Here is a 21,885-nt window from a genome sequence, read left to right as displayed (position 1 = left end):
CCGCCTCGAACCAGCTAAACCCCGATCAATCAAAAGCGGGGTAAATGGATGCGGCTCGTCCCGCCACCGAGGAACGTGCAGTAGGAACTTATACAAATCTGAACTCGCATACGCTTTTTTGGGGACAATTATCTCAATGACAGGGTTGTCATTCGAAATCCTTATCGACAACGCTCTTGCCGGAATAACTTCCGTGTCACAGCTCACCACTTTAGTGAACAACCGGGTCCTTAGTTTAATTAACGACTTCGAGGACACCCATTGGCGGTATCTCAAATTCCAGAGTTATCTGTGGGACAATATCGCTCAAACTGCCCTGTCCCAGCGAGAGCGCTCTGCACTTGTGGATCAGAGTCACAGCAGCCTGATCGCGGCCGCTCAGAACCTCAGATTGACTGACAAGGATGAGCAAGGTCAGGGCAGCGAAATAGCCGAAGTATTCTTGTATGGACTGATGCGCCATCGTTTTGGTGCTTTGCCGGTGGTTCCGAAGATATTCTACAAACAGAATGTTCAGGATAATGCCAAGGGAGCAGACAGCGTACACATCGTCCTGAACGGCGACGACTTTACACTTTGGTTTGGCGAAGCGAAATTTTACAACTCGATAGCTGACGCTCGGCTCGATGCAGTGGTGACTTCCGTCCTGAACTCACTATCGACCGATAAGCTGAAGAAAGAAAACGCAATCATCACCAGCGTCTCGGACCTGGATGGACTGCCGATCGCTGAGGCCCTTCGGAAAAAGATCAAGGCCGCCCTAAGCAATCGCGAGTCGATCGACAATCTGAAGGCAAAGATTCACATACCGATCCTTTTGCTGCACGAATGCGCCACGACCGCGGCGGCGAACGAGTTGTCGGAGAGGTACAAGGCGGAGTTGATCGCCTTTCATAAGGACCGGGCCGAGTCTTACTTTTCTAAACAGCTCGCAAAATCCAGCTTAGTTCACAAATACAATGATCTCAACTTCCACATCATACTCTTTCCGGTCCCAAGCAAGAGAAAGATCGTTGATGCGTTTATCCACGCCGTTGCCTTCTACAAGGGACAGAAGTGATGGAGATTTTTGAGACCTGTCAGGAGATCAATGGGCTGCTGTCTATCCACAATGAGCTGGCCGCCAGAAATCTGTTGATACAGCTGCTGGCAGACCTGAATCGGGCCAAGACCCCCTACCCGCAGTTGGTGAACCATATGATCCGGGCGACCGGCCTGTTTCCGTACCTGCAGCTTGAGGGCGCGTCGTGGGATCAGAAATACGTGCATCACGCGTTTGAGGTCAACGTCGGCCGCCAACTAGCAACCCTGCACCGAGAGCAGTCCTCTGTCCTTGCTAGGCTCCTGGACGGAAAGAGCATCGCGGTAAGCGCCCCAACGAGCTTCGGAAAAAGCTTTATCATTGACGCATTTGTAGCCGCGAAGCGCCCCGACACGGTTGTGATCATCGTCCCGACAATCGCACTGATGGACGAGACACGAAAGCGGCTGTTCAAGAAATTCTCCGAGCAGTACACGATCATAACCGCTCCAGATACACGGCTCGGATCCAAGAATATCTTCATCTTTCCGCAAGAGCGCGCCTTCGGATACCTGTCCTCATTGGAAAAGATCGACCTTCTCGTCGTAGATGAATTCTACAAGGCGAGCCAGGAGCATGACCCCGAGCGCGCCTCCACCCTCATAAAGGCGATTCTAAAGCTCTCCAAGCGGGCGAGCCAGCGGTACTACCTTGCGCCGAACATCAAGAAACTCAACGACAATGCGTTCACGCGCGACATGGAGTTTGTTGAACTCCTCAATTTCAATACGGTGTACTTGAATATCCAAGAACCTTACAAGGAATTTGGAAAAGACGCCGCCAAGAAAGGCGCGAAGCTGATTGAGCTGATTTCTCCGGGCGATCAAAAATCACTCGTTTACGCTGGCACTTACTCTGAGATCCAAAAAATTGCCGATCTTGTAATCAAGAACCTGCCACGCGTAGATCGGATATACACCTCAGCGTTCGCCAGGTGGCTGAGGGAAAACTATGCAAAGGATTGGCTCTTGGCCGATCTGGTTGAGCGGGCCGTCGGCGTTCACAATGGCAGCATGCACAGATGCCTCAGCCAGCTGCAGATCAAGCTTTTCGAGTATGAGGACGGATTTGACAGCATTGTCTCCACGTCCTCCATCATTGAGGGCGTCAACACTTCCGCTCAAAATGTGATCATATGGCGCAGTAAGGTTGGCAGCACCAACCTGAAGGATTTTACATACAAGAATATCATTGGCCGCGGCGGCCGCATGTTCAAGTACTTCGTCGGCAACATCTTCCTGTTGGATGCGCCGCCAAAATCCGAAGACGCTCAACTCGAAATCTCGTTTCCGGATAAGATGCTGGGGACTCTCGACGAGAATAGTGATGCAGACCAGTTGACGGACCTTCAAATTGAACGGATCGTCACGTACAGAACCCAGATGTCCGACATCATTGGCGCGGAACAATTTGCACGTCTCAAGAAGGAAAATGTTCTGCAGGACAGCGACGCAGACTTTCTACTGAGCTTGGCGAAGGATATGAGGGACGCTCCAGATGAGTGGAAGGGGTTCGGCTATCTCAACTCGCCAAATCCTGCCCAATGGGACTTCATGCTGTATAAAGTGCTCAAACTCAAACCCGGCGGTTGGGATACGACGTGGTCTAACGTGGTGAACGCCACCAAGGCGATTGCGCACAATTGGCGTGATGACCTGTCCCAGATTATTTCCTCGCTGAGGCAAAGCGGTATAAGCATAGAAGACTTCTTCAAACTGGAGCGGACTGTTACATTTAAGTTGTCTGCCCTCCTCGGCGACGCAAATGAGCTTCATAAGATCATTGTGAACCCATCTGTCGATATTTCGGGGTTCGTAGGGAAGATGAGCCGCGCGTTCCTCCCCAGTGCGGTCTACCATCTCGAGGAATACGGCCTACCGCGCATGATATCGAAGAAGATCCATGCGGCCGGTCTCATCAACTTTGAAGATCCTGAAATGGATCTCATCAGAACGCTTGAGCGGTTCAAGTCTTTAGGAAGTAACGCTGTGCTCGCGATCAAGTCTCTAGGACCTTTTGATCGATACGTTGTGCGGTTCTTCTTCGATGGGATCACTCTTGACGAGTCCCAGACGCCGGAAGACGCTTGACAAGATGTTACCCTCAAAGGCAAGGCGATTACACCAATCGAAACCAGTCGCTAGAGCGCGCGGTAATTTGGAGAAATCGACATCGGTCGGTCCCAGGGCTGGCGTTCGCCTGCGCCACCGTCGTCGAGGTTTGCTCCGCCAAATGCTTGCTTCGAGGAGAATAAGGTCTGCGGTACCCGCGCGGGCAGCCGCATGAGCTTATAGGGACCATCGCCCTCGGGGAGGGTCGGCGCGTAGGTCAAATTTTGCGGTCCCTTGCACCGCTGTACGCGAAGCAGTTGTGGTCTCCAGCTCGTGACTGGTTGCCCCGACAGATGCTTTCAGCGCGTATTAGGGAGCCTGGAAGCCAACCTCGCGGAGCTTGCCGAAGAGATCGCCGATGGAAATCTCCCCTCTGCCCGAATTCATATATTCGGAAGGTCTCGCAATGCCCAAGCTCGCCCCAGTCCTGTTCGAATGTTCGAATCGACCGTGCTCCTACCGTATTGCCGTGCCCACGTGTTCGCGCCGGAGCGCATTTGGCGCCGCGATAGCTTTACATCCGCAAGACGATGAAACTCGCGAGACGAGTCGAACTCGCAAGGAACACTCCGCCTGCCGACGAACGGACCTTAGCCAGGATTGGGCCACGCCTAGAAATGACCGAGAAGCTCTGATCGACCGGCGACAACAAAAAGGCCGCCTCTTCCGGCGGCCTTTTTCGGCTGGGTTCAATCACCCTCGCCTTCCTCAGGATAGATCATGGCTAGGCTCCAATTCTGCCTCTTTTTAGACAACCACAACGAGCGCATGTCAACTACTTTGAGCGCCTTTTGCCCGGCTTGCGCCGCTTTGGTGCGCCCTCCGGACTGGCGCCATGACGGCGAAGGACCCACAACGCATGCTCGAGGATGTCTCTTTCCTTTTCGTTAAGCTGACTGGTCGTGGCGTAGAATGTGGGGCCAGGACTCGGCGGTACCCCTCTTAATTCGGAGTCATCTTCGATTGCGGACGGAGATGCTGCGCTCGCGGGCGGCATACTAATTAGGCGCTCGATTGTTTCAGCGGCCATGACCGCCTGCTCTACCTTGCCGAAGAGCAGGCTTGCTCGACATAACGTATCGATGAAGTTGAGCTGTTGCCTGGTACTGTTCCGAAGATCGAGATTTTGCTCCAAGAAGGTGAGGTGCTCCCTCACTTCTTCCTTGCTGATCTCAACGCCTTTGGGATTCAAGTCCAAATACTCAGCCGCGTAATGCAGCGCATTGTTGGCGTTACGCAACCGCGATATCATCGTCGACGTATTGTGAAGCGCCGCAAACTGGCAGGCTTTCTTGCTATAGCCGTATGCTTGCACAAGAAGGCGTATTCGTTCAGCCCTCCCCTCTTCATCGAGTGGCTGCGAACGGCTCTTGGCCCACAGCGCGAAGCCGAGCATTCTTGGAATGACAGTATGTAACCAATGATCGCGGGGCACGTAGCGATCAGCCGCAAGCAGAGATTCTGCCTTTTGATACTTTGCGATCGCGGCATCCAGTTCATTGAGCTTCACCAAGGCCTGCGCGTAGCGGTAGTGTACAACGACGCTTTCAGGCGATATCTCCTGCGCCTCGCTGTATAATTTGATGGCTTCATCCAAGGTCTCCTTCTTGCCAATGGATAGCAGACAGAACGCGCGCTCCATTGTCACCAGAAAGGTCGCCACCTCTCGCTCACGATCAGAATCGAACGCTGAGGTCGGAATGAGGGCTCCAGCTGCAGAGAACGCTTCTGCCGCCTCGCGGAACATCTTCTCGGCTGCCGAACCCGCCCCTGAAGCTGCAGTGCTCATTGCGACAGCACGAGCCTCGTACGCCGCCCTGAACGCAGCCTGAAGCTTGGTAGACGACTTTCCGACACCTTTGAGTGCATTCTCGGGATCATCGACCGGAACGATGAGATACGCTCCTGGTCTGGCGTGGACGTCGATGGCTTGGGATTTTATTATTCCGGCGTATTGACTACAGCCGTCCGTAAACGTCTTGAGCACGTTGAGGTGAGGCCGCCAACTATCAATGAGTTGCTCCGGCTCGACTCGGCTCCTGTAGATCGAATACCGCAGCTTATGATCGATTTCCCCCCAAGCGTCTTCGAACACGGTCCTGATCTGGATTTCGATTGGAACCTGCACAACCTCGTCGTCTTGCTTCACGCTGCAGAATGCAACGAGATGGATCGATGAGTATCCTGTTTGGACCTGCAGAATATTGGCGTCCCTGATGGGAAAGCCGAAGGAATCAAACACACTTCTCAGGCGGCTCGTGATCGCCTCGGGGTCGCCAATGGTAGCGTTAGTGTAGATGAGCCCCTCTTTGAGGCTATCCTTTGTGAACGGCGACTTGGAAAAATGGGCGCCTTGATGCTTGATCAGGCTAAGGAATATCTTCAGGGCATCGATGACGTCCTCCCGAAACAATGTAACCACGCGAACACCTACGATGTCCGTGATGTCCTCGGGCCGATAGCCTCCTCTGCCCTCTTCTTTTCGTTTACGCTGTGTCTTCTCGAGTATTGCCTTTACGGGCTTAACGCGACTTCTAACCGCGTAGAAGACGTCTGCGCTCGATTGCAGTGCGCTGAGGATTTCTTGCAGGGCCTTCTGTGCCGGCGCGTGGATTCTGAATGCCCTTAATTCCAGATCTTGCTCGCTTTCGGACATCGCGCTCCTATCCTTCGCCGTGCTCGCGTAGTTCGGCCCAGGCAGCTGTTCCGCAACGGCGAGATAGCCGTCGGCGAGGACGCAACACCGAACTCTCCTTGTGGAGACACCGTTTCCACAACTGAAGGCAAGCTAGGGAAGAGCCTAGGATACGCGGCCGCAGTGAATGCTAGGCTGGGTATCAGCATTCAACAGGCGTCCCTCTGCATGCAGGCTGGAACCAAGCAACCAGGAAACACTCCTCCTTTTCGGCGTCTACGGATCTATGCGTTTGATCCGTCAGCTTCGTTGGATATACAGACCGCCGTGATCAACGAAGCGCGGGTGCAGCTCCCTTGGGAAGAGTTGGCCGATGGGCCCAGCGGAGAGTATATTGAAGTCATCGACGTGGATCCGGCCAGCGGCGGCTTCTACTCGGCAGTGAGGCTTGATGAGGTGGCACTGCTGGTTCAGGACGGGCTTGCTCCTTCGGAGGGGAACCCGAAATTCCATCAGCAGATGGCTTACGCCGTCGCAATGATGACGATCCGCAATTTCGAACGCGCTCTGGGACGGAAAGTGCTCTGGGCTCCTCGACCTTGGCGCTCGATCGGAAAAGGCAGCGAACGTTTTGTCGAGAAGCTTCGCATCTACCCTCACGCACTGCGCGAGGCAAATGCGTACTACAGCCCCTCAAAGGTCGCCCTACTGTTCGGCTATTTTCGAGCTTCCACCCGTGACGCCGGCCGCAACCTTCCTGGTGGCGTGGTCTTCACCTGCCTCTCCCACGACGTGCTCGCTCACGAAACTGCCCACGCAATCCTCGATGGGATGCATCGGCGCTTCATCGAAGCGAGCAACATCGATTCTCTGGCCTTCCATGAGGCTTTTGCCGACATCGTGGCGCTGTTTCAGCACTTCACGTTACCCGAATCCGTTCGGCATCAGATTTCGCACTTGCGCGGCGACCTCGGACAACGCTCGCTTCTTAGTGGCCTTGCGCGTCAGTTTGGAGAGGCGATCGGGCGACACCACGCGCTCCGGGATGCAATCGATGAGGTAGATCCGATCACCAATCTACCAGATCCTACGGCGCTCGATCGCATGACCGAGCCTCACGAACGCGGCGCTATTTTAGTCGCCGCAGTGTTCGACGCCTTCGTATCGATCTACAAGTCTCGGGTGGCTGACCTACTCAGACTGACAACGGGCAGCGGAAATCAATTTCCTTCTTCTGACCTGCATCCCGATTTGGTCGGCCGGCTGACGGTTGAAGCCACGAAGTCAGCGGGACATGTTCTGCGAATGTGTATCCGCGCGCTGGACTATCTTCCGCCTGTGGACGTGACCTTCGGCGACTACCTGCGAGCTATAATCACGGCTGACGCCGATCTGGTTGCCGACGACGTACGCGGATATCGGCTCGCCTTCATCGAGGCGTTTCGCCGCCGCGGCATCTACCCAAAGGACATAAGGTCTTTGTCGGTTGAGAATCTCATTTGGGAGGCTCCTGCGCAGCCCATCAGCATAGGATGGCTGACCAAGCAAGACTTTTCGTATCGCAGGAAGCGGCGCGACATATTCCGGACAGAGGAGGTCAGGAAACGAAACCTGGCGAAGTGGCTCGTTTCGAATGCGGAAATGTCGCATGAGGCGATCAGAGCTATGGGACTATGGCTCCGGTCGGATGCGAAGAATACAATCCGGCGCTCCAGAGAACTAAGAGGGCCGCGTTTCGAGATCCAGTCTGTCCGTGTCGCGAATCGAGTGGGTCCCGATGGCCAGCTCGAGCCACAGATTATCATCGAGATAACTCAGGAACGCAGAGGCTATCGCACCGCCGAGCTCCAACAACAGGTCGAACAACAGGGGCGCATTCCAGGTGTCAGAGCGGACTTCACCTTTCGCGGTGGTGCCACACTCATCGTGGATTTTCGAACACGCGAAGTCCGGTGCTGCATTGTCAAGGATATCAACAGCGATTCCCGCCTTGATGCGCAACGTGCGTTTCAATTTGGTGCACAGAGCGAGTCACTTGGTGCCACGTATTACGACGCCGCTGGTCGTCGTGAGCCGTTTGCGTTTCTCCACAGAATGCTGTGAGCACGATGCCTAATAGAAATGAGAAATTGACGGCTGGGAGCATTGCAATCCGGATGTATCGCGACATCCTTGGGGATTGTTTCCTGCTGCGGATTCCTCAATCGGAGGGTGCGTTCCATATCCTGATTGATTGCGGAATTCTGCAGGGAATGCCCAATGCCACCTCCCGGGCAAAGCGCATCATGAGCGACATCTGCAAGCAAACCGATAGAATCGACATTTTAATTGTCACTCACGAACATTGGGATCATTTATCTGGCTTCGCGGAGGCCGCCGAGGAGTTTATGTCGATTTCGGTCGGACAGCTGTGGCTTGCCTGGACGGAGGATCGTCGGGATGAACAGGCTCGGCGTCTTCGCGAGGGACGTGAGCAGGCTATGAGAGTGATCGATCGTAGCTTCAACGCTCTCACAGCGCTTCTCGCTCCTGAATTCGATCCAGACGCTGCAGAGGAGGAGGAGTCTGAGCCCTCCTCTGCTTCGATGCCACTGGATGGCCTCACGGGACTGATGGCATTTGTTGGAGCTGAACAACCAGGCGACATGCTGTCAGCGGCAGCACGTACAACGTCGATCCTGGATCAATTGCGCGCCAAGGCCGAGACCGTGAAGTTTCTTGCACCCGGCGGAGAAATTATTCGCCCGATGAATAGCGACGAGCTATCGGTCTATGTGCTCGGTCCGCCACGCGATGAAAAAATGCTGAAGCGGAGTCGTCCCAGTAAACGGAAGCCGGAAGTTTACGAGCTCGCTGGAGACGGTCCGGAGGTGGACATGTTCTTGGTGGCGGCCCTGTCGCCGGTCGCGGGCATCGACATGGCTCAATCAAAACTTGGCATGCCGTTCGCGACGCGCGAACTTATCGCCAATGATGCGACGGGTGTTCGCGCCGAGGGGATCCGTAATTCTCGAGCGAAACACAATGATCCGGACGGGGAATGGCGACGCATTGATACTGACTGGCTGGGCGCGGCCGAAACGCTAGCCTTAAGACTCGATTCGGACACCAACAACACCAGTCTAGCGTTGGCTTTCGAGCTTCGGAGTGGAAAGGTGCTGCTTTTCCCTGGTGATGCTCAAGTCGGCAGTTGGCTGTCGTGGGCAGATTACGTGTGGCCTGCAGAGGCCAAACACAGCGACCCAGGAAGCGTGACTGCCGAAAAGCTTCTCGCTCGAACAGTCGTTTACAAGGTCGGCCATCACGGCAGTCATAATGCCACGCTGCGCGAGCGTGGATTGGAGCTAATGAATCATCCCGGATTGGTCGCTTTTGTGCCGGTCGACGAACGCTTCGCGCGGGACGTAAAGAAGTGGAATATGCCCTTCCCTTCATTGAACAAGCGTCTCGAGCAAAAGACCGGCGGCCGCGTGATCCGCGGTGACAAGGATAAGGACTTTCTCATCGAAGAGGCTCGCCAACGAGCCGGGAAGGCTGGCGAGTTGTCGAGATCAGACTGGGAAACCTTCCTCGATGACATCTTCGATATCGAGGACAAGGAGGGAAAGGTGGCGATCGAATATCGTCTGCGCATCTAACCTCCCCGACGGCGAGGAGGCGGATCGGATATCTCAGGCACCATGCAGAACGCGGACGATTTCAACACGGCTCGGGGCCGCCTTGTAAAAGAGCCGTACGTTCCGCAGCAAAGCTCCGGTGCTGATTCCGAGCTCGGGACGATGGTGACCGGCCCTGGGGGTTCTCGGCGAACGTCTGAAGAGATGGCCGGTGCGTTCTACCAGGCCATCCGCCTGCACGAATTCGATACGAAAAAGCGCCAGCTTCATTTCGATCCATTTTGCACGGAGGGCGCCTGGATAGATCACCTCATACTTGTTGATTTCAGCGGTTCGTGTCCGTGGGCCTCGGCCTGTTCGCCAACTCGCTGGGCTGGAATGGATCGCGGGGCCATTGCCACTTCCTACGGAGAGGCGGCACGCATCGCCTCCAGCTTCGCTTTCCGATGGTGCTCGCGTTCTTCGACCAGCCGCAGCCCTTGACATTGGTTCCAGGCGGTCACGTAGCGATCGCTGCCGAGGACGTCTTCGATGAAATCTCATTGTGTTTGCCGAGCGCGTCGCTAGTGGCCGTGAGCAGCTCCTAGTTTAAGTTATGGATTCCATGGGTCTTACTGAAGCGCACTGCGGTACGGCTGAGGGAACGCGCCCGACGACTTGGCGCGTCCAAGTACGCCCGCTGCGCACGCGGTTCGAGCCGCAGGATCCGAGCTCAGAGGTCCGGCTTCGCGAGGACGTGTGCACCCGACCCGCTGTCCTTCCCGATTTCGGTAATATGCTGGATCAGGGCCGCCCCCGACTTACCTGGATCATGGCCTCGCCGCATCTGGCCACGTGCGAGTGAATCGCGAGCTTCGGCAAGGCCGATGTAGGCGACGTCGGGGTCCAGATTTGGTGCCTTTCCGAGACGCTTGGGAAAATCCGGGCAGATGCCAGGGATGAACAGGCGTTCCTCGGAAGCCTTGCGGATCCGACCCGACCGCCAGCTCCATCGCGAGAAGCTGATCCAGCCCGTTTCCGAGCGTCTGTTTCTTCCCGCCCCGAATAGCTCTGAACGCACGCGCGTCTTGCGGATTCGAATCACGATGAACAGTGACGCCGCATGAGGCCAAACCACGCCTGCGATGCAAAAGCCAGTCACTGCAGCTCAGGCGACTCAAATGCGGCCGGGATGTCCCGGCGACTGGGGGATTCCCTAGGTTGTTGAAGGGCGCTGTCTGGCCACAGATGATGGAAAAAAGACAGGGATTCGCAGCCTTCTGCAGTGATCCTGCTGTTTGGCACTCGCCAAGGCCGGGAGAACATCGTGCTCGATATGAAGATTCGTCTCGCCGGAAATGCGTTGGCAGTCCGGGTTCACCGAGGCCGGGGATCGGCCGTCCTCCTGATCCACGGGAATTCCTCCTGCAAGGAAATCTTCCTTCATCAGGAAGCTTATCTAGCGAGGCGCGGGCATACCGTCATCGTCCCTGACCTTCCCGGGCATGGCAATTCGTCGGACGCCCTCGCACCTAAGAGAACTTACAGCTTTCCCGGCTATGCCGCGGCTCTAAAAGGAGTGATGGACAACCTGGGTATTTCCAGCTTCCACGTGATCGGGTGGTCCCTGGGCGGCCACATCGGCATCGAGATGTGGTCTGGTATGAGCGCCGTCCGCTCGCTTCTGATTTCGGGAACCCCGCCCATCCACTTGAATCCGGCCGGCGTCGCAGACGGCTTTCTCTCCTCATCGGTGATGGACCTCGCGGGCAAGCGCGACTTTACGCCTGAAGACGTCTCGGCCTACGGTTCGGCCATGCTCGGCAAGCCTCTCAATCGAAGGAGCCGCTTTGCGGCAATGATCGAGCGAACGGACGGCAGAGCCCGCTACTGGATGGTTCGCAATGGTCTGGCCGGACAGGGGAAGGACGAGATCGCGTCCGTCGCCAAATGCGCCAAGCCGCTTGCGATTATCCAAGGGCGGCGCGACGTTTTTGTACGAATCGAACATGTCCGTAAACTTACCTATAGACACCTCTGGTTGCGCAGACCAATATTGATGAACGCTGGACACGCGGCGCATTGGGAAAGACCCGATGCGTTCAATAGATGGATGGGAAGGTTCTTGAAATATGTAGATTAATTATCGGGGAGCATGGGCGTTTAAGGGGATGCCGTATGGTCGCCAATGTAGATGATTTTATTGCTGCTAGTATTTCGATTGTTTCCGATACCGAACTGCTCGAGCTGTTTCTGCAAGCCGTCGAAGCGGAAGGCTACCAGAATGCCGTGTTCGCGAAAGCGCGAAACAACCGCCTGGAGTCGATCCCTTGGGAGCGGTTCCCGACGGGATATCTAGACACCTACAGGGAACGCCAATGGGATCGGATCGATCCCGTCGTGCAACAGATCCAGCACGCCAGGCGTCCGTTCAGCTGGGACGATCTTTGCGCGCGGACAAATTTGGACCGCAAGCAGAAGATTTTCTTGGAGGAATGCAAGGAACTCGGCGTCCATTCAGGCGTCACGATTCCGCTGCACGGACCTGGCGCGGATGTCGATCTGATCAGTCTGAGCTTGAGGGATGAGCGGAAGCCGAACCCCCATGCGCTCGGACGAATTTATGGCCTAGCCGTGCAGTATCGGCTCAAATTAGGAGAACTGCAGGCAAAACCCGAGCGGCGCGCTCCGCATCTCACAGGGCGGGAGATCGAGTGCTTGCGCTGGTGCAAGGAGGGAAAGACGAACTGGGAGATCGGCGAGATCATCGCGACCTCCGAAAAGACCGTCGAATTTCATTTGTCGAATGCGATCAGAAAATTGGGAGCCTGTAACCGGATTACGGCTGTAGTGATGGCAATTCAGACCGGAGTGATCGCGCTGTAGGCTCATGCAGCCAAGTCGGCGCGGTTAGCTTGCTCAAGCGCTACGACGTCGAGCGCGGCTGCCAACCGAGCCAACCCCTCTCGGAAAAGGGGAAGCTCGATATTCAAAGGCGCCAAGATTTTGACGACCTCGTCGCGAGGGCCGCATACCTCCAGCACAAGGTGCCGTTTGAACGCCTCTTGCGAAATGGCACGAGCAAGCTCAGGAGAAGAGCACTCGAACCCGACCATCATACCCAGTCCCTTCTTGTTTGTTATGGTGTGCGGATAGCGGACGCACACCTCCGTCAGCCACCGATCGAGCATTGTCGAGCGAACAGCTATTCCGGCGATGAAGTCGGAATCCGACCAAAGCTCGAGCGCAGCCCGCGCGGTGACGAATGCCAGATTGTTGCCGCGGAACGTGCCGTTGTGTTCGCCTGGACGCCAGGTATCGATCGAGGGATTGATCAGCAGCAGCGACATCGGTAAGCCACCACCGCTGATCGATTTTGCGAGGCATACCATGTCGGGCGCTATCCCAGCATCCTCGAAGCTGAAAAAGCGGCCGCTCCGTCCGCAGCCGGCCTGTATGTCGTCGACGATCAGCAGCGCCCCGATACGCCTGGCAACATCGCGAAGGTGACGAAGCCAATCTCTCGAGGCGACGTTCAAGCCCCCCTCTCCTTGGACTGTCTCCACGATAATGGCCGCAACAGGATCTATTCCACCCGACGGATCTTCGGCCATCGCCGCGAACCTTTCCAGATCCGATTGGCCTGCCCCGTGATAGCCGTCGAAGGGAAGCCGCACCACCCCGTCCAAACATCCCTGCAGACCCTCGCGCGCTCGGTTCGAACCGGTCGCCGACAGCGCTCCCAACGACATGCCGTGGAACGCGTTCGTGAAGGCTACGACGTTCGTCCGTCCGGTGTGCTTGCGCGCCAATTTGAGAGCGGCCTCCACCGCATTGGCGCCGGTTGGGCCGGTGAACTGCATGCGGTAGTTCATGCCACGGGGCGACAAGATGAGGTCGCGAAAAGCGCGGATGAAAGCCAGTTTGGCGCCGGTATGAAGATCGAGCGCACAGCCGATACCATCAGCTTGGAGATAATCCTGCAACGCCGCTTTGATCTTCGGATGGTTATGGCCGTAGTTCAACGACCCGCATCCTGCCAGAAAGTCGATAAATTCCGTTCCTTCCGCATCCCAGAGGCAGGCCCCCCTTGCCGTCGCGAAGAGGTTCGGGATCTGTCGACAGTAGTAACGAACTTCGGATTCCGAGTCCGCGAAATCAGCAAGATAATTCATTTTCCGGCCTTTCTGAGCGGCGCCTCGTCCTCTCGGCAGAGTTCGCCCGCTGGGAGGCCCGCGCCCTCAACATCGGCTTGCTCGGTTTCTTTCATCAAACTGCAACGCACGGCGCGGAGGTCATCTGCGATCTTCGACAGCCCTGTCCGGTCAGCTACGGAACTCAAATAGGTCACAGCATCGGCCATCCGCCGCGCAATCTTGGCCGGAGCGGTTTCGTCCTCTGGATTCTCCAAAGTCATGCAGCTCTCCGGAATGGTGTGGGTGGATGTTCCTTCAGGATAGAGCTAGGGATGCCGTATTTGCGGCAAAAATAGTTCGGCCGAATATGGGCGGTGGGAACGAAGAAGGCTCGTTCGATCTCGCCTTCGATAAGCGCTTGCTCGCCGAGCCACTCGATCCCCTCCCGGATGAAATGGGATAATAGATGTTGACGCGTCACGCCGACCATGCCCGCAAAACCGTTTGCTTGAAAAAATTCAGCGATCGCACTCAACAACTCGGGAAACACCGTCCTGCGCACCAGGGGTGTCAGTGTCCGATCAACACAAACCCTTGTCACCTCCCAGATCTCGGAGCTGTTCGGCAGGGCACTTGCTTTCACCAGAAATGGCCAGTGTCCCGCCAGCATGTAAGGTCGGTCGGTGCGAAGCAATCGCGCCATGCCGCGGACCCGCCGCTCCTCGTCTCTCCAGACCAGGTAGAGGGCGGAGGGCGTGTCGAATTCATCGAATTCCAGTTCGTCGAACGATGAATGATCCAAGCCGCGCTGTTTTACGAAGACTTCGTATCGAAGCCTTGCCTGTGAGGCCAAGGCGTCCTGATAGAGATGGGCGGTCGCAAGCGAAAATGCCTCGATCATCGGTCTGTCCATCCTTCCGGCTTGGGAAGGAAAGCAGGGGACGCCGATTCGACCTACTCGGAAGGTTCCTAGGTTTGTGCGACCATAGCTGTGTGGCCTTCGAAACCCACGACCACCGCCACCACTTCCTCGAGCAACCAAGCGAATCGCTGCGCTTGCCTTGATCGAACCGTGATTCATTTGCCTGAGCCGGGCGGCGACGCGCGGGTGCCTGACGACATTTTTGCCAACAACTTCCTGACCGGCTGCGTTGCACGTTGTTGGAGGAACCGGTCGTCGGGATCGAAGCTAACGGACGGTCAGCGCGAACATGTTCCGCCGCTTGCAATCTCATGGCCTAGGGCGCGGACCGCCAGCCATAGCCGGATAGATGCGAGTTGGACGAAGGCGAGGTAGTTGGCGGCGAATCTGTCGTAGCACGTCACCACCAAGACACTGTTTGATCCTATTGAAGAACCGCCCGGCCTGGTTCTGAGCGCGGTAGATACGGACTGAAGTAGATCGGATCGCCGCGATTGCTTTTCGGCGGAATATTGGCCGATGCGCCTTTTTCATGAAAAGCTCTCTGATCCAGTCGGCCTCATAGCCAGGATCGGCAAGCAGCATTGATCCGGATTTCAGACGAGACAGCAGCTTTCCAACGAGTCGGACGTGGTGGGCCTCGCCGGGGCTCAACGTCAGTCGGACCGGCAGACCATTGCTATCGACGACAGCATGAATTTTGCTCGTCAACCGGCGCTGATTCCTCGTGGTGCAGGCTCCATGCTGATGCTCGCGGACAACGAAGGTATCGATCATCTGGACAACGGCATGGGCACCATCGACGATGCGGCCCCAGACGCCAGCCTCGCCGCCATCTCACAAGTCGGTTATAGCAGGTGGTGTACGGACCAAACGCCTCGAGGAGATCACGCCAAAGTGCTCCGCAAGGCCGAGAAGATGCCATTGAGGACACGGCGGTCGTTAACCGTGGAACACCGCGCGGCTTGTTGGGCAGCATGGACTTGATTGCAGTCCCATTCATAATTCGCGAGTTCGTAGCGCATGATTCGGGCCCCCGGGTTCGGGAGTTTGAGTCAGGACGGTCTGACCAGACGCAATGCTTCCGGGCAGGTCCCGGTCGAACGCTTAGTGGGTAGAAGCAGACGTCAGCCAGCCGACAATCTCCGCTGGAACCGTCGAAAATGACCCAGAGCTGACCTTTGCTAGGTGCTTTTCGGCCTGCCTCTACTTGGCTGCTGATTCCGCTCGATGTCGCCCACGATTCCGGAATGATCTCGCCCACCGTTCCGATTTGATGTCGCCCGCCATTCCGAGATGATCTCGCCCACCATTCCGGGATGATGTCGCCCGGGGTGACGAGGCCTCTTCTGGCTCCGATACGGTCCCGCCTTTCGGCTTTGCGAAGGGGGACCTGGATGCCGACGGAGAGGTTTGCGATGCGCCATGTGCGCGATGTGATCAGATTGAAGTCGGCCGGGATGCCGACCCGCGAGATTGCGCGGCGGGTGGGGACAGCCCCTTCGACGGTGCGGTTGACGATCCACTGGTTCGAGGCAGCGGGGCTGACCTGGCCATTGCCCGACGACATCACCGACGCTGCGCTGGAAGCCCGGCTGTTCGCCAGCGCGGGAGCCGGTCCCGGCACCCGGCGGGGCCATCGCCGGCAGGCCGAGCCGGACTGGGCGGCGGTACACCGCGAACTCCGGCGCAAGCATGTGACGCTGTCGATCCTGTGGGACGAGTACATCGCGGGCGAACCCGGCGGATATCGTTATTCGCGGTTCTGCGAGCTCTACCGCGCCTGGGAAGGCCGCCTGTCGGTGACGATGCGCCAGTCGCATACGGCCGGCGACAAGCTGTTCGTCGACTATGCCGGCGACGGCGTGCCGGTGGTAATCGACCGGTTCACCGGCGAGCGACGCGCCGCGCAGATCTTCGTCGCGGTGCTCGGCGCATCGAGCTTCACCTACGCGCAGGCGACCTGGACGCAGGGGCTCGCCGACTGGATCAGCGGCCACGTCGGCGCCTTCGAGGCGATCGGCGGCGTGCCGGCGCTGCTGGTGCCGGACAATACCAAGGTCGCCGTGATCAAGGCCTGCTTCTACGACCCGCAGATCAACCGCAGCTACGCCGACATGGCGGCGCATTACGGCACCGCCATTCTGCCGGCGAGGCCGCGACGGCCACGGGACAAGGCGAAGGTCGAACAGGCGGTCCTCATGGTCGAGCGCTGGCTGCTCGGGCGGCTGCGCCACCGCACCTTCCACAGCCTCGCCGAGGTCAACGCGGCGATCACCGAGCTAATGACCCGGCTCAACGAGGAGCGGCCGATCCGGCGGCTCGGCGTGACCCGCCGCAAGCTATTGGAGGAGATCGACCGGCCGGCGCTCAAGGACTTGCCGGAGAGCCCCTACGTGTTCGCCGAGTGGCGGATCTGCCGGGTCAGCATCGACTATCACGTCGAGGTCGAGGCGCATTACTACAGCGTCCCGCATCGCTTCGTCCGCGCCGAGGTCGAGGTGCGCTTCTCCGCCCGCACCGTCGAGATTTTCCACAAGGGCGAGCGGATCGCCGCGCATCAGCGCATGAGCGGCAACCACAAGCACACCACCGTGCCGGAGCACATGGCGTCCAGTCATCGGCGCTACGCCGGCTGGACCATCGAGCGCATCCGCAAGGACGCCGCCACGATCGGGCCGGCCACCGCCGCGCTGTGCGACCTGATCCTCGATGAGCGGGCGCACCCCGAGCAGGGCTTCCGCGCTTGCCTCGGCATCATCCGGCTCGCCCGATCCTACGGGCAACAGCGGCTCGATGCCGCCGCCATGCGGGCGATCGACATCGGCGCGCGCACCTACGGCTCGGTCAAATCGATCCTCGCCAACAATCTCGATCGGCGTCCTTCACCCAAGCGCCCCGCGGACGACGCGCCGGTCCTTCATCCCAACATCCGCGGGCCGCGCTACTACAACTAGGAGATCACGCCTTGCTCACGCATCCGACCCTCGATCAACTCCACGCGCTCGGCCTTCATGGCATGGCCAAGGCCTTTGCCGACATCGAAGCCGGCGGCGATGCCGCAAGCCTCGGCCATGCCGAATGGCTCGCGCTGCTGCTCGAACGCGAAGCCTCGCTGCGACGCGACAAGCGGCTATCGAAGCGGCTGCAATACGCCAAGCTGCGCCAGCAGGCTTGCGTCGAGGACATCGACTATCGCACCCCGCGCGGCCTCGACCGCAGCCTGCTGACGATGCTGGTCGAAGGCCAATGGATCGACGACCACGCCAACCTGCTGATCTGCGGGCCCTCCGGCGTTGGCAAGAGCTGGCTCGCCTCGGCGCTCGGCAACAAGGCCTGCCGCGATAATCGCTCGGTGCTCTATCAGCGTGTCCCGCGGCTGTTCAGCGATCTCGCTTTGGCGCGCGGCGACGGCCGCCATCCCCGCATCCTGCGTGCGCTCGGCCGCGTCGATCTCCTCATCCTCGACGACTGGGGCCTCGAGCCGCTCGACGCCGCAGCCCGCTACGACCTCCTGGAGATCCTCGAGGACCGCTACGGCCGCCGCTCCACCACCGTCACCAGCCAGCTCCCCGTCGATCAATGGCACGCGCTGATCGGCGATCCCACCTACGCCGATGCCGTCCTCGACCGCCTGGTCCACAACGCCCACCGGATCGATCTCAACGGCGAGAGCCTGCGGCGAACCCGCAAACCCGATCGAAAGGCCTGAGCCAGTGGCGCTGTGGACATGCCGCTGCGCTTGGACAACGCAAAGAGCGTTGCCCACATGCCCACAGCAGACCAACAGCAGACGAAGAAGGGCCTCAAGCCGCGATTCAAGGTTGACCCCGCGGCTTCACCGATGCCAGAAACCAAACAGCCAGAACGCCTCGCGCCCCGGGCGACATCATCCCGGAATGGTGGGCGAGATCATCTCGGAATGGTGGGCGAGATCAAATCGGTACACCCGGGCGAGATCATCGGAATCCGCACTTGGCAACGACCCGACCGTCTGAGAATATCTTCTGATGCCCGCCCCCATATCAGCCTCCACCCAGGCAGCGAGGGTATCGTCCATGGCCAACGGCGAGCACGTCGCATTGCTCAAGCAGGGCGTGGACGCGTGGAACGCGTGGCGGTTCAAGAACCCCAATAGCCGTCCAGACCTCAGCGAGACAGACCTCAGCGGGATGAACCTCAGCGGGGCGAACCTTGCCGAGGCGAAGCTCGTCGTTGCGAACCTCAGCGGGGCGGACCTCAAAAGAGCGCGCCTCATCGACGCGAACCTCAACTCGGCGAATCTCAGGCGGGCGAACCTGAGTGGGGCAAACCTGCTCGCTGCGAACCTCATCGAGGCGAACCTCATCGAGGCGGACCTCAGGAGGGCGGACCTCAACTTTGCCGAACTCTACAAGGCGTACCTCGACGGTGCGGACCTCAGCGAGGCGAACCTGAGCTGGGCGAATCCCATCGAGGCGAACTTCAGGCGGACGAACCTCAGCGGGGCGGACCTCAGAGGCGCAAACCTCAGGGAGGCGAACTTCGTCGACGCCATCCTCAGCGGGGCGAACCTCGAGGCTGCCACTCTGCTGGATACTGACCTTACCGGCGCCGACCTTACTGGCTGTCGCGTCCATGGTGTATCAACATGGCGCCTGAAACTAGACACCAGGACCAAGCAGAAGAACTTGGTCATCACACGGCAGGACGAGCCTGCGATCACCATCGACAATATCGAGGTCGCGCAGTTCATCTATCTCCTGCTCAACAATGAAAAGGTTCGCGACGTGATCGACACCGTTACTTCAAAAACGGTGTTGATCCTTGGTCGCTTCACCGCTGAGCGTAAATCAGTTCTCGATGCCATCCGCGAGGAGCTGCGTCGGCGAGGCTATCTGCCAATCCTTTTCGATTTTGATAAGCCAGCCAATCGGGATGTCACGGAAACTATTTCCCTGCTGGCCCGCATAGCCCGCTTCGTTGTGGCGGACATCACAGATGCCAAAGCCATCCCACAAGAACTCAATGTCATCGTGCCAGATTTGCCGTCCGTTCCCGTGCAACCTCTCCTACTGAAAGATGGCGGCGAGTATGGGATGTTTGAGCACTACGCGCGTTATCCTTGGGTATTGCCACTCTATCAGTATGAGACACAAGATCAGTTGATCACTGCGCTTGGAGAGCAAGTTATTGAGCCTGCTGAGCGTAAGGCATTGGAGTTGGCTTCAGGGGCCAGACCAATTCCACCAATAATCTAGTTTACCCATCAGCCCGCCCGCGGATGCCGGATGTCGGTTCTTGGCCCATCGCAACATGTTGCGCTGCCCACGAACTTGGTCACTATAGGAGCAAAGCGGACGTGGTCACCACTCCCATCGGGCTGCCGAGCTTAAATCTGCCAGGCCAGGTACGGTAGGTTGTTTGTACCGCTTCACGTTCTCTAACGGAAAAGATGGGGTCAAACATTCCAGCGGCAGCTCCAATGCGCAATCCCCCTCCGCTCCAGCACCGCCGACATCGGGCCCGACTCAGCCCCTCACGCGCCTCCGCCTCTTAGTGATGCTCTGAAACTCAGCCGCCGAAGAATGCTGGATTTCCCTAACCAGGGCCGAGGAGTCCCCCCGAGCAATCTGGGGACTTCCCTAGTTCCAGCCTGCTCAAGCCGAATGCAAGCTGCCAGGGGATGGAGGACATCGAAATGAAGAAAGCAAAGGCCAGCCCGAAACCGGGGCTAGCTTCGGGGGAACGCTTCAAACAAGCTCTCGCGCTTCACGCGAATCGTCTCAGTAACAAGGTCATCAAGGACACCACAATCGTGGCCAGGATCATGGCTGCGCTTGGCCTCAAGCCGCCTATCAAGACGGCAATGCAGATTTCCAAGCTACTTGGCGGAGACGCCAACGCCTGGGATATCGCGTTGGTACTGATGTCCTACCCGTCGTTCAAAAGCGATGGCCTCGTGCTTCAGAAGGGCGAAGTCATGGACAAGGAAACCCTTGCCGAACTGGGCGACTTGGTCTTCGCTTGGTATGAGGATAACGGCTGGAGCATCGAATCATGACTCGGATTCGGGCGGCCCTCGCTTCCACTTTCCTCGTCTGCGCGGCTCTACCCACGTCAGCGGTACACGCTGAGGGCTTCGACGTCGACCACGCCAGCGTGGAAGAGCTGAAGAAGCGGAATGCGCTACTCGATCGGGAAAAGGGCGCGATCGCGAAGCGCCTCAACGCGCTGACGCACAAGCAGGGAGGCGCGTTCGAACGCGGCGCCGAAAAGCTTTATCCCTCCGGGCCTGACAAGCCTGCCGAAGCCGTGCAGAAGGTTTCCTTCTGCAATCAGGATCAGCGCCTCTTCATCAGAGCCGACAGCCTCGACAATTTCCTGTACACCGCCCTAACGGCTGCAGACGCGCAAGGCGCGTCGGTGTCCTACACAGACGATCGTATAGCGAAAACCCGTACCCTTGCAGTTCAAGGACAGCTCTCCTACGTCCTGTTCCGCGACCTATGCCCGCCAACACCCATCGAATACGTTCCCTTCATCTCCGGCTGGGCCGTCGTCCCCTTCGTCGCAGCTGACGGCGACTTTACGTCTCCCCGATCAAAGAACGAGCAAAGCTCGGCAAAGATCGGCGTGGAAACCCAGTTCGAATTATCCAGAGGATTAAGCTTGTTCGGCGACTTTCCCTTGCGTCAGGTCTTTACCTTCGCCCCTTACTACCAGTCCGATTTCCGCGGCGAGGCACGCGCTTATGGTTTCAACGGTTATTGGGACGCCTACGATCTCCGCTACCATCTTGGGGGTTATCTGAAGACCGATCCTTATCTCGGCTGGTTCGTGCAGCTTCGAGGCGAGGCTGACATCCGACAAGTCGACATTCCAGGTGTGACAGGACTTTCAAAAACCAATTACGAATGGGCTGGCGCGACAGCAAGGCTGACTTTTAACTTTCTCCCGAGCGCGGACGTCCCGGATTGGCTGCTAAATCGCTTCAGCTTCATCGCCACAGCAAAGTACTTCCACGATTTCAATTCGGGAATGGATGTGAACTTCTACCAAGCGACACTCAAGTACAGGCTCAATCCGTACTCATCGATCGGCCTGGAATACACCAACGGAACAACCAAGGAATCGCTCGTGTACGCCCAGAAATACATGATCAAACTTCTCTATGCGGAATGAATTCATCTGGCCATGCCGAGGCGACAACGCTCAACGCGCATCGCTTAACCCACGTCACAGGGAACCGCGTGAAATCAAGCTGCGCTAGTGACCGAGGAACAGCGTTGCGGGGGACGCCGCCTAGTTAATGATGACGCAGGCGATCAACTTGACGCAGCGCCACCTGGTAACATCAACCCAGATCGTTGGCGCCATAGACGCAGGAAGCCTCCTCTACGAGCAGAGCCTGTTTTGGCGATA

General features: G+C 57.9%; 18 protein-coding genes. 12 read left to right on the top strand and 6 right to left on the bottom strand.

Annotated features, from left to right (window positions below; all coding sequences use genetic code 11):
* Positions 1 to 193 precede the first annotated feature (193 nt).
* Together ACVI1L_RS23395 and ACVI1L_RS23390 are read left to right on the top strand one after the other, a co-directional pair.
* Positions 194 to 1,060: a HamA C-terminal domain-containing protein gene (locus ACVI1L_RS23395; protein ID WP_456783893.1), complete on the top strand. Its 867-nt coding sequence runs from the start codon at positions 194 to 196 to the stop codon at positions 1,058 to 1,060.
* Complete coding sequence (locus ACVI1L_RS23390) at positions 1,060 to 3,171, top strand: DEAD/DEAH box helicase (protein ID WP_456783892.1); 2,112 nt, start codon at positions 1,060 to 1,062, stop codon at positions 3,169 to 3,171. Before ACVI1L_RS23395 ends, ACVI1L_RS23390 begins: the two co-directional genes overlap by 1 nt.
* Positions 3,172 to 3,967: 796 nt before the next feature.
* On the opposite strand, the gene ACVI1L_RS23385 is transcribed toward ACVI1L_RS23390, so the two are convergent.
* Positions 3,968 to 5,848 carry a tetratricopeptide repeat protein gene (locus ACVI1L_RS23385; RefSeq protein ID WP_456783891.1) on the bottom strand — a complete coding sequence of 627 codons (1,881 nt, stop codon included), beginning with the start codon at positions 5,846 to 5,848 and terminating at the stop codon, positions 3,968 to 3,970.
* Between the two features lie 207 nt (positions 5,849 to 6,055).
* Between ACVI1L_RS23385 and ACVI1L_RS23380 the strand changes: the two genes are divergently transcribed.
* From ACVI1L_RS23380 to ACVI1L_RS23370, 3 genes are read left to right on the top strand one after another with little or no spacing between them, the layout of a single operon-like run.
* Positions 6,056 to 7,930 carry a hypothetical protein gene (locus tag ACVI1L_RS23380; RefSeq protein ID WP_456783890.1) on the top strand — a complete coding sequence of 625 codons (1,875 nt, stop codon included), beginning with the start codon at positions 6,056 to 6,058 and terminating at the stop codon, positions 7,928 to 7,930.
* Positions 7,931 to 7,983: 53 nt separating this feature from the next.
* Positions 7,984 to 9,465 carry an MBL fold metallo-hydrolase gene (locus tag ACVI1L_RS23375; protein ID WP_456783889.1) on the top strand — a complete coding sequence of 494 codons (1,482 nt, stop codon included), beginning with the start codon at positions 7,984 to 7,986 and terminating at the stop codon, positions 9,463 to 9,465.
* Positions 9,466 to 9,507: 42 nt separating this feature from the next.
* Entirely contained in the window at positions 9,508 to 9,927 is a 420-nt protein-coding gene (locus tag ACVI1L_RS23370) for a hypothetical protein (protein WP_456783888.1), read from the top strand.
* A 229-nt stretch (positions 9,928 to 10,156) separates the two neighbouring features.
* Here the strand turns inward: ACVI1L_RS23370 and ACVI1L_RS23365 are convergent, their stop codons facing one another.
* A complete protein-coding gene (locus ACVI1L_RS23365; protein ID WP_456783887.1) occupies positions 10,157 to 10,585 on the bottom strand; it encodes a hypothetical protein in 429 nt (142 codons plus the stop codon).
* Between the two features lie 174 nt (positions 10,586 to 10,759).
* Here ACVI1L_RS23365 and ACVI1L_RS23360 point away from each other — a divergent pair, with 174 nt between their 5' ends.
* On the top strand, positions 10,760 to 11,566 hold the full coding sequence (locus tag ACVI1L_RS23360; protein WP_253641088.1) for an alpha/beta fold hydrolase: 807 nt from the start codon (positions 10,760 to 10,762) through the stop codon (positions 11,564 to 11,566).
* A gap of 35 nt (positions 11,567 to 11,601) precedes the next feature.
* Positions 11,602 to 12,309, top strand: coding sequence for a helix-turn-helix transcriptional regulator (locus tag ACVI1L_RS23355; protein ID WP_253640707.1), 708 nt, complete (start codon positions 11,602 to 11,604; stop codon positions 12,307 to 12,309).
* 2 nt (positions 12,310 to 12,311) lie between these two features.
* On the opposite strand, the gene ectB is transcribed toward ACVI1L_RS23355, so the two are convergent.
* From ectB to ACVI1L_RS23335, 4 genes are all read right to left on the bottom strand, one after another.
* Positions 12,312 to 13,598, bottom strand: a complete 1,287-nt coding sequence (ectB, locus tag ACVI1L_RS23350; protein ID WP_456783886.1) for a diaminobutyrate--2-oxoglutarate transaminase — start codon at positions 13,596 to 13,598, stop codon at positions 12,312 to 12,314.
* Positions 13,595 to 13,840, bottom strand: a complete 246-nt coding sequence (locus ACVI1L_RS23345; RefSeq protein ID WP_253640709.1) for a hypothetical protein — start codon at positions 13,838 to 13,840, stop codon at positions 13,595 to 13,597. Before ACVI1L_RS23345 ends, ectB begins: the two co-directional genes overlap by 4 nt.
* Complete coding sequence (locus ACVI1L_RS23340; protein ID WP_456783885.1) at positions 13,837 to 14,460, bottom strand: acyl-homoserine-lactone synthase; 624 nt, start codon at positions 14,458 to 14,460, stop codon at positions 13,837 to 13,839. Before ACVI1L_RS23340 ends, ACVI1L_RS23345 begins: the two co-directional genes overlap by 4 nt.
* Before the next feature lie 330 nt (positions 14,461 to 14,790).
* Positions 14,791 to 15,258: a transposase gene (locus ACVI1L_RS23335; protein ID WP_456783884.1), complete on the bottom strand. Its 468-nt coding sequence runs from the start codon at positions 15,256 to 15,258 to the stop codon at positions 14,791 to 14,793.
* Between the two features lie 641 nt (positions 15,259 to 15,899).
* Here ACVI1L_RS23335 and istA point away from each other — a divergent pair.
* From istA to ACVI1L_RS23310, 5 genes are all read left to right on the top strand, one after another.
* Entirely contained in the window at positions 15,900 to 17,438 is a 1,539-nt protein-coding gene (istA, locus tag ACVI1L_RS23330) for an IS21 family transposase (protein WP_456785590.1), read from the top strand.
* 11 nt (positions 17,439 to 17,449) lie between these two features.
* Positions 17,450 to 18,193, top strand: coding sequence for an IS21-like element helper ATPase IstB (gene istB, locus ACVI1L_RS23325; RefSeq protein WP_456783883.1), 744 nt, complete (start codon positions 17,450 to 17,452; stop codon positions 18,191 to 18,193).
* A 346-nt stretch (positions 18,194 to 18,539) separates the two neighbouring features.
* Positions 18,540 to 19,721 carry a pentapeptide repeat-containing protein gene (locus ACVI1L_RS23320; protein ID WP_456783882.1) on the top strand — a complete coding sequence of 394 codons (1,182 nt, stop codon included), beginning with the start codon at positions 18,540 to 18,542 and terminating at the stop codon, positions 19,719 to 19,721.
* Between the two features lie 440 nt (positions 19,722 to 20,161).
* Positions 20,162 to 20,524, top strand: coding sequence for a hypothetical protein (locus ACVI1L_RS23315; protein WP_456783881.1), 363 nt, complete (start codon positions 20,162 to 20,164; stop codon positions 20,522 to 20,524).
* Complete coding sequence (locus tag ACVI1L_RS23310) at positions 20,521 to 21,645, top strand: hypothetical protein (protein ID WP_456783880.1); 1,125 nt, start codon at positions 20,521 to 20,523, stop codon at positions 21,643 to 21,645. The genes ACVI1L_RS23315 and ACVI1L_RS23310 overlap by 4 nt, the downstream gene beginning before the upstream one ends.
* The last annotated feature ends 240 nt before the right edge of the window (positions 21,646 to 21,885 follow it).

The sequence above is a fragment of the Bradyrhizobium sp. USDA 4516 genome, from assembly GCF_054055915.1.
The sequence above is the reverse complement of the archived record's forward strand: the minus strand, read 5'-3'. Positions and strand labels throughout refer to the sequence as shown.

Bases quoted from the DNA above. Each gene is read 5' to 3' on its own strand.
- ACVI1L_RS23315 (WP_456783881.1), top strand. From the start codon at position 20,162: ATGAAGAAAGCAAAGGCCAGCCCGAAACCGGGGCTAGCTTCGGGGGAA.
- ACVI1L_RS23390 (WP_456783892.1), top strand. From the start codon at position 1,060: ATGGAGATTTTTGAGACCTGTCAGGAGATCAATGGGCTGCTGTCTATC.
- ACVI1L_RS23380 (WP_456783890.1), top strand. From the start codon at position 6,056: ATGCAGGCTGGAACCAAGCAACCAGGAAACACTCCTCCTTTTCGGCGT.
- istA (WP_456785590.1), top strand. From the start codon at position 15,900: ATGCGCCATGTGCGCGATGTGATCAGATTGAAGTCGGCCGGGATGCCG.
- ACVI1L_RS23355 (WP_253640707.1), top strand. From the start codon at position 11,602: ATGGTCGCCAATGTAGATGATTTTATTGCTGCTAGTATTTCGATTGTT.
- ACVI1L_RS23370 (WP_456783888.1), top strand. From the start codon at position 9,508: ATGCAGAACGCGGACGATTTCAACACGGCTCGGGGCCGCCTTGTAAAA.
- ACVI1L_RS23360 (WP_253641088.1), top strand. From the start codon at position 10,760: ATGAAGATTCGTCTCGCCGGAAATGCGTTGGCAGTCCGGGTTCACCGA.
- ACVI1L_RS23345 (WP_253640709.1), bottom strand. From the start codon at position 13,840: ATGACTTTGGAGAATCCAGAGGACGAAACCGCTCCGGCCAAGATTGCG.
- ACVI1L_RS23320 (WP_456783882.1), top strand. From the start codon at position 18,540: ATGGCCAACGGCGAGCACGTCGCATTGCTCAAGCAGGGCGTGGACGCG.
- ACVI1L_RS23375 (WP_456783889.1), top strand. From the start codon at position 7,984: ATGTATCGCGACATCCTTGGGGATTGTTTCCTGCTGCGGATTCCTCAA.
- ectB (WP_456783886.1), bottom strand. From the start codon at position 13,598: ATGAATTATCTTGCTGATTTCGCGGACTCGGAATCCGAAGTTCGTTAC.
- ACVI1L_RS23310 (WP_456783880.1), top strand. From the start codon at position 20,521: ATGACTCGGATTCGGGCGGCCCTCGCTTCCACTTTCCTCGTCTGCGCG.
- ACVI1L_RS23335 (WP_456783884.1), bottom strand. From the start codon at position 15,258: ATGATCGATACCTTCGTTGTCCGCGAGCATCAGCATGGAGCCTGCACC.
- ACVI1L_RS23340 (WP_456783885.1), bottom strand. From the start codon at position 14,460: ATGATCGAGGCATTTTCGCTTGCGACCGCCCATCTCTATCAGGACGCC.
- ACVI1L_RS23385 (WP_456783891.1), bottom strand. From the start codon at position 5,848: ATGTCCGAAAGCGAGCAAGATCTGGAATTAAGGGCATTCAGAATCCAC.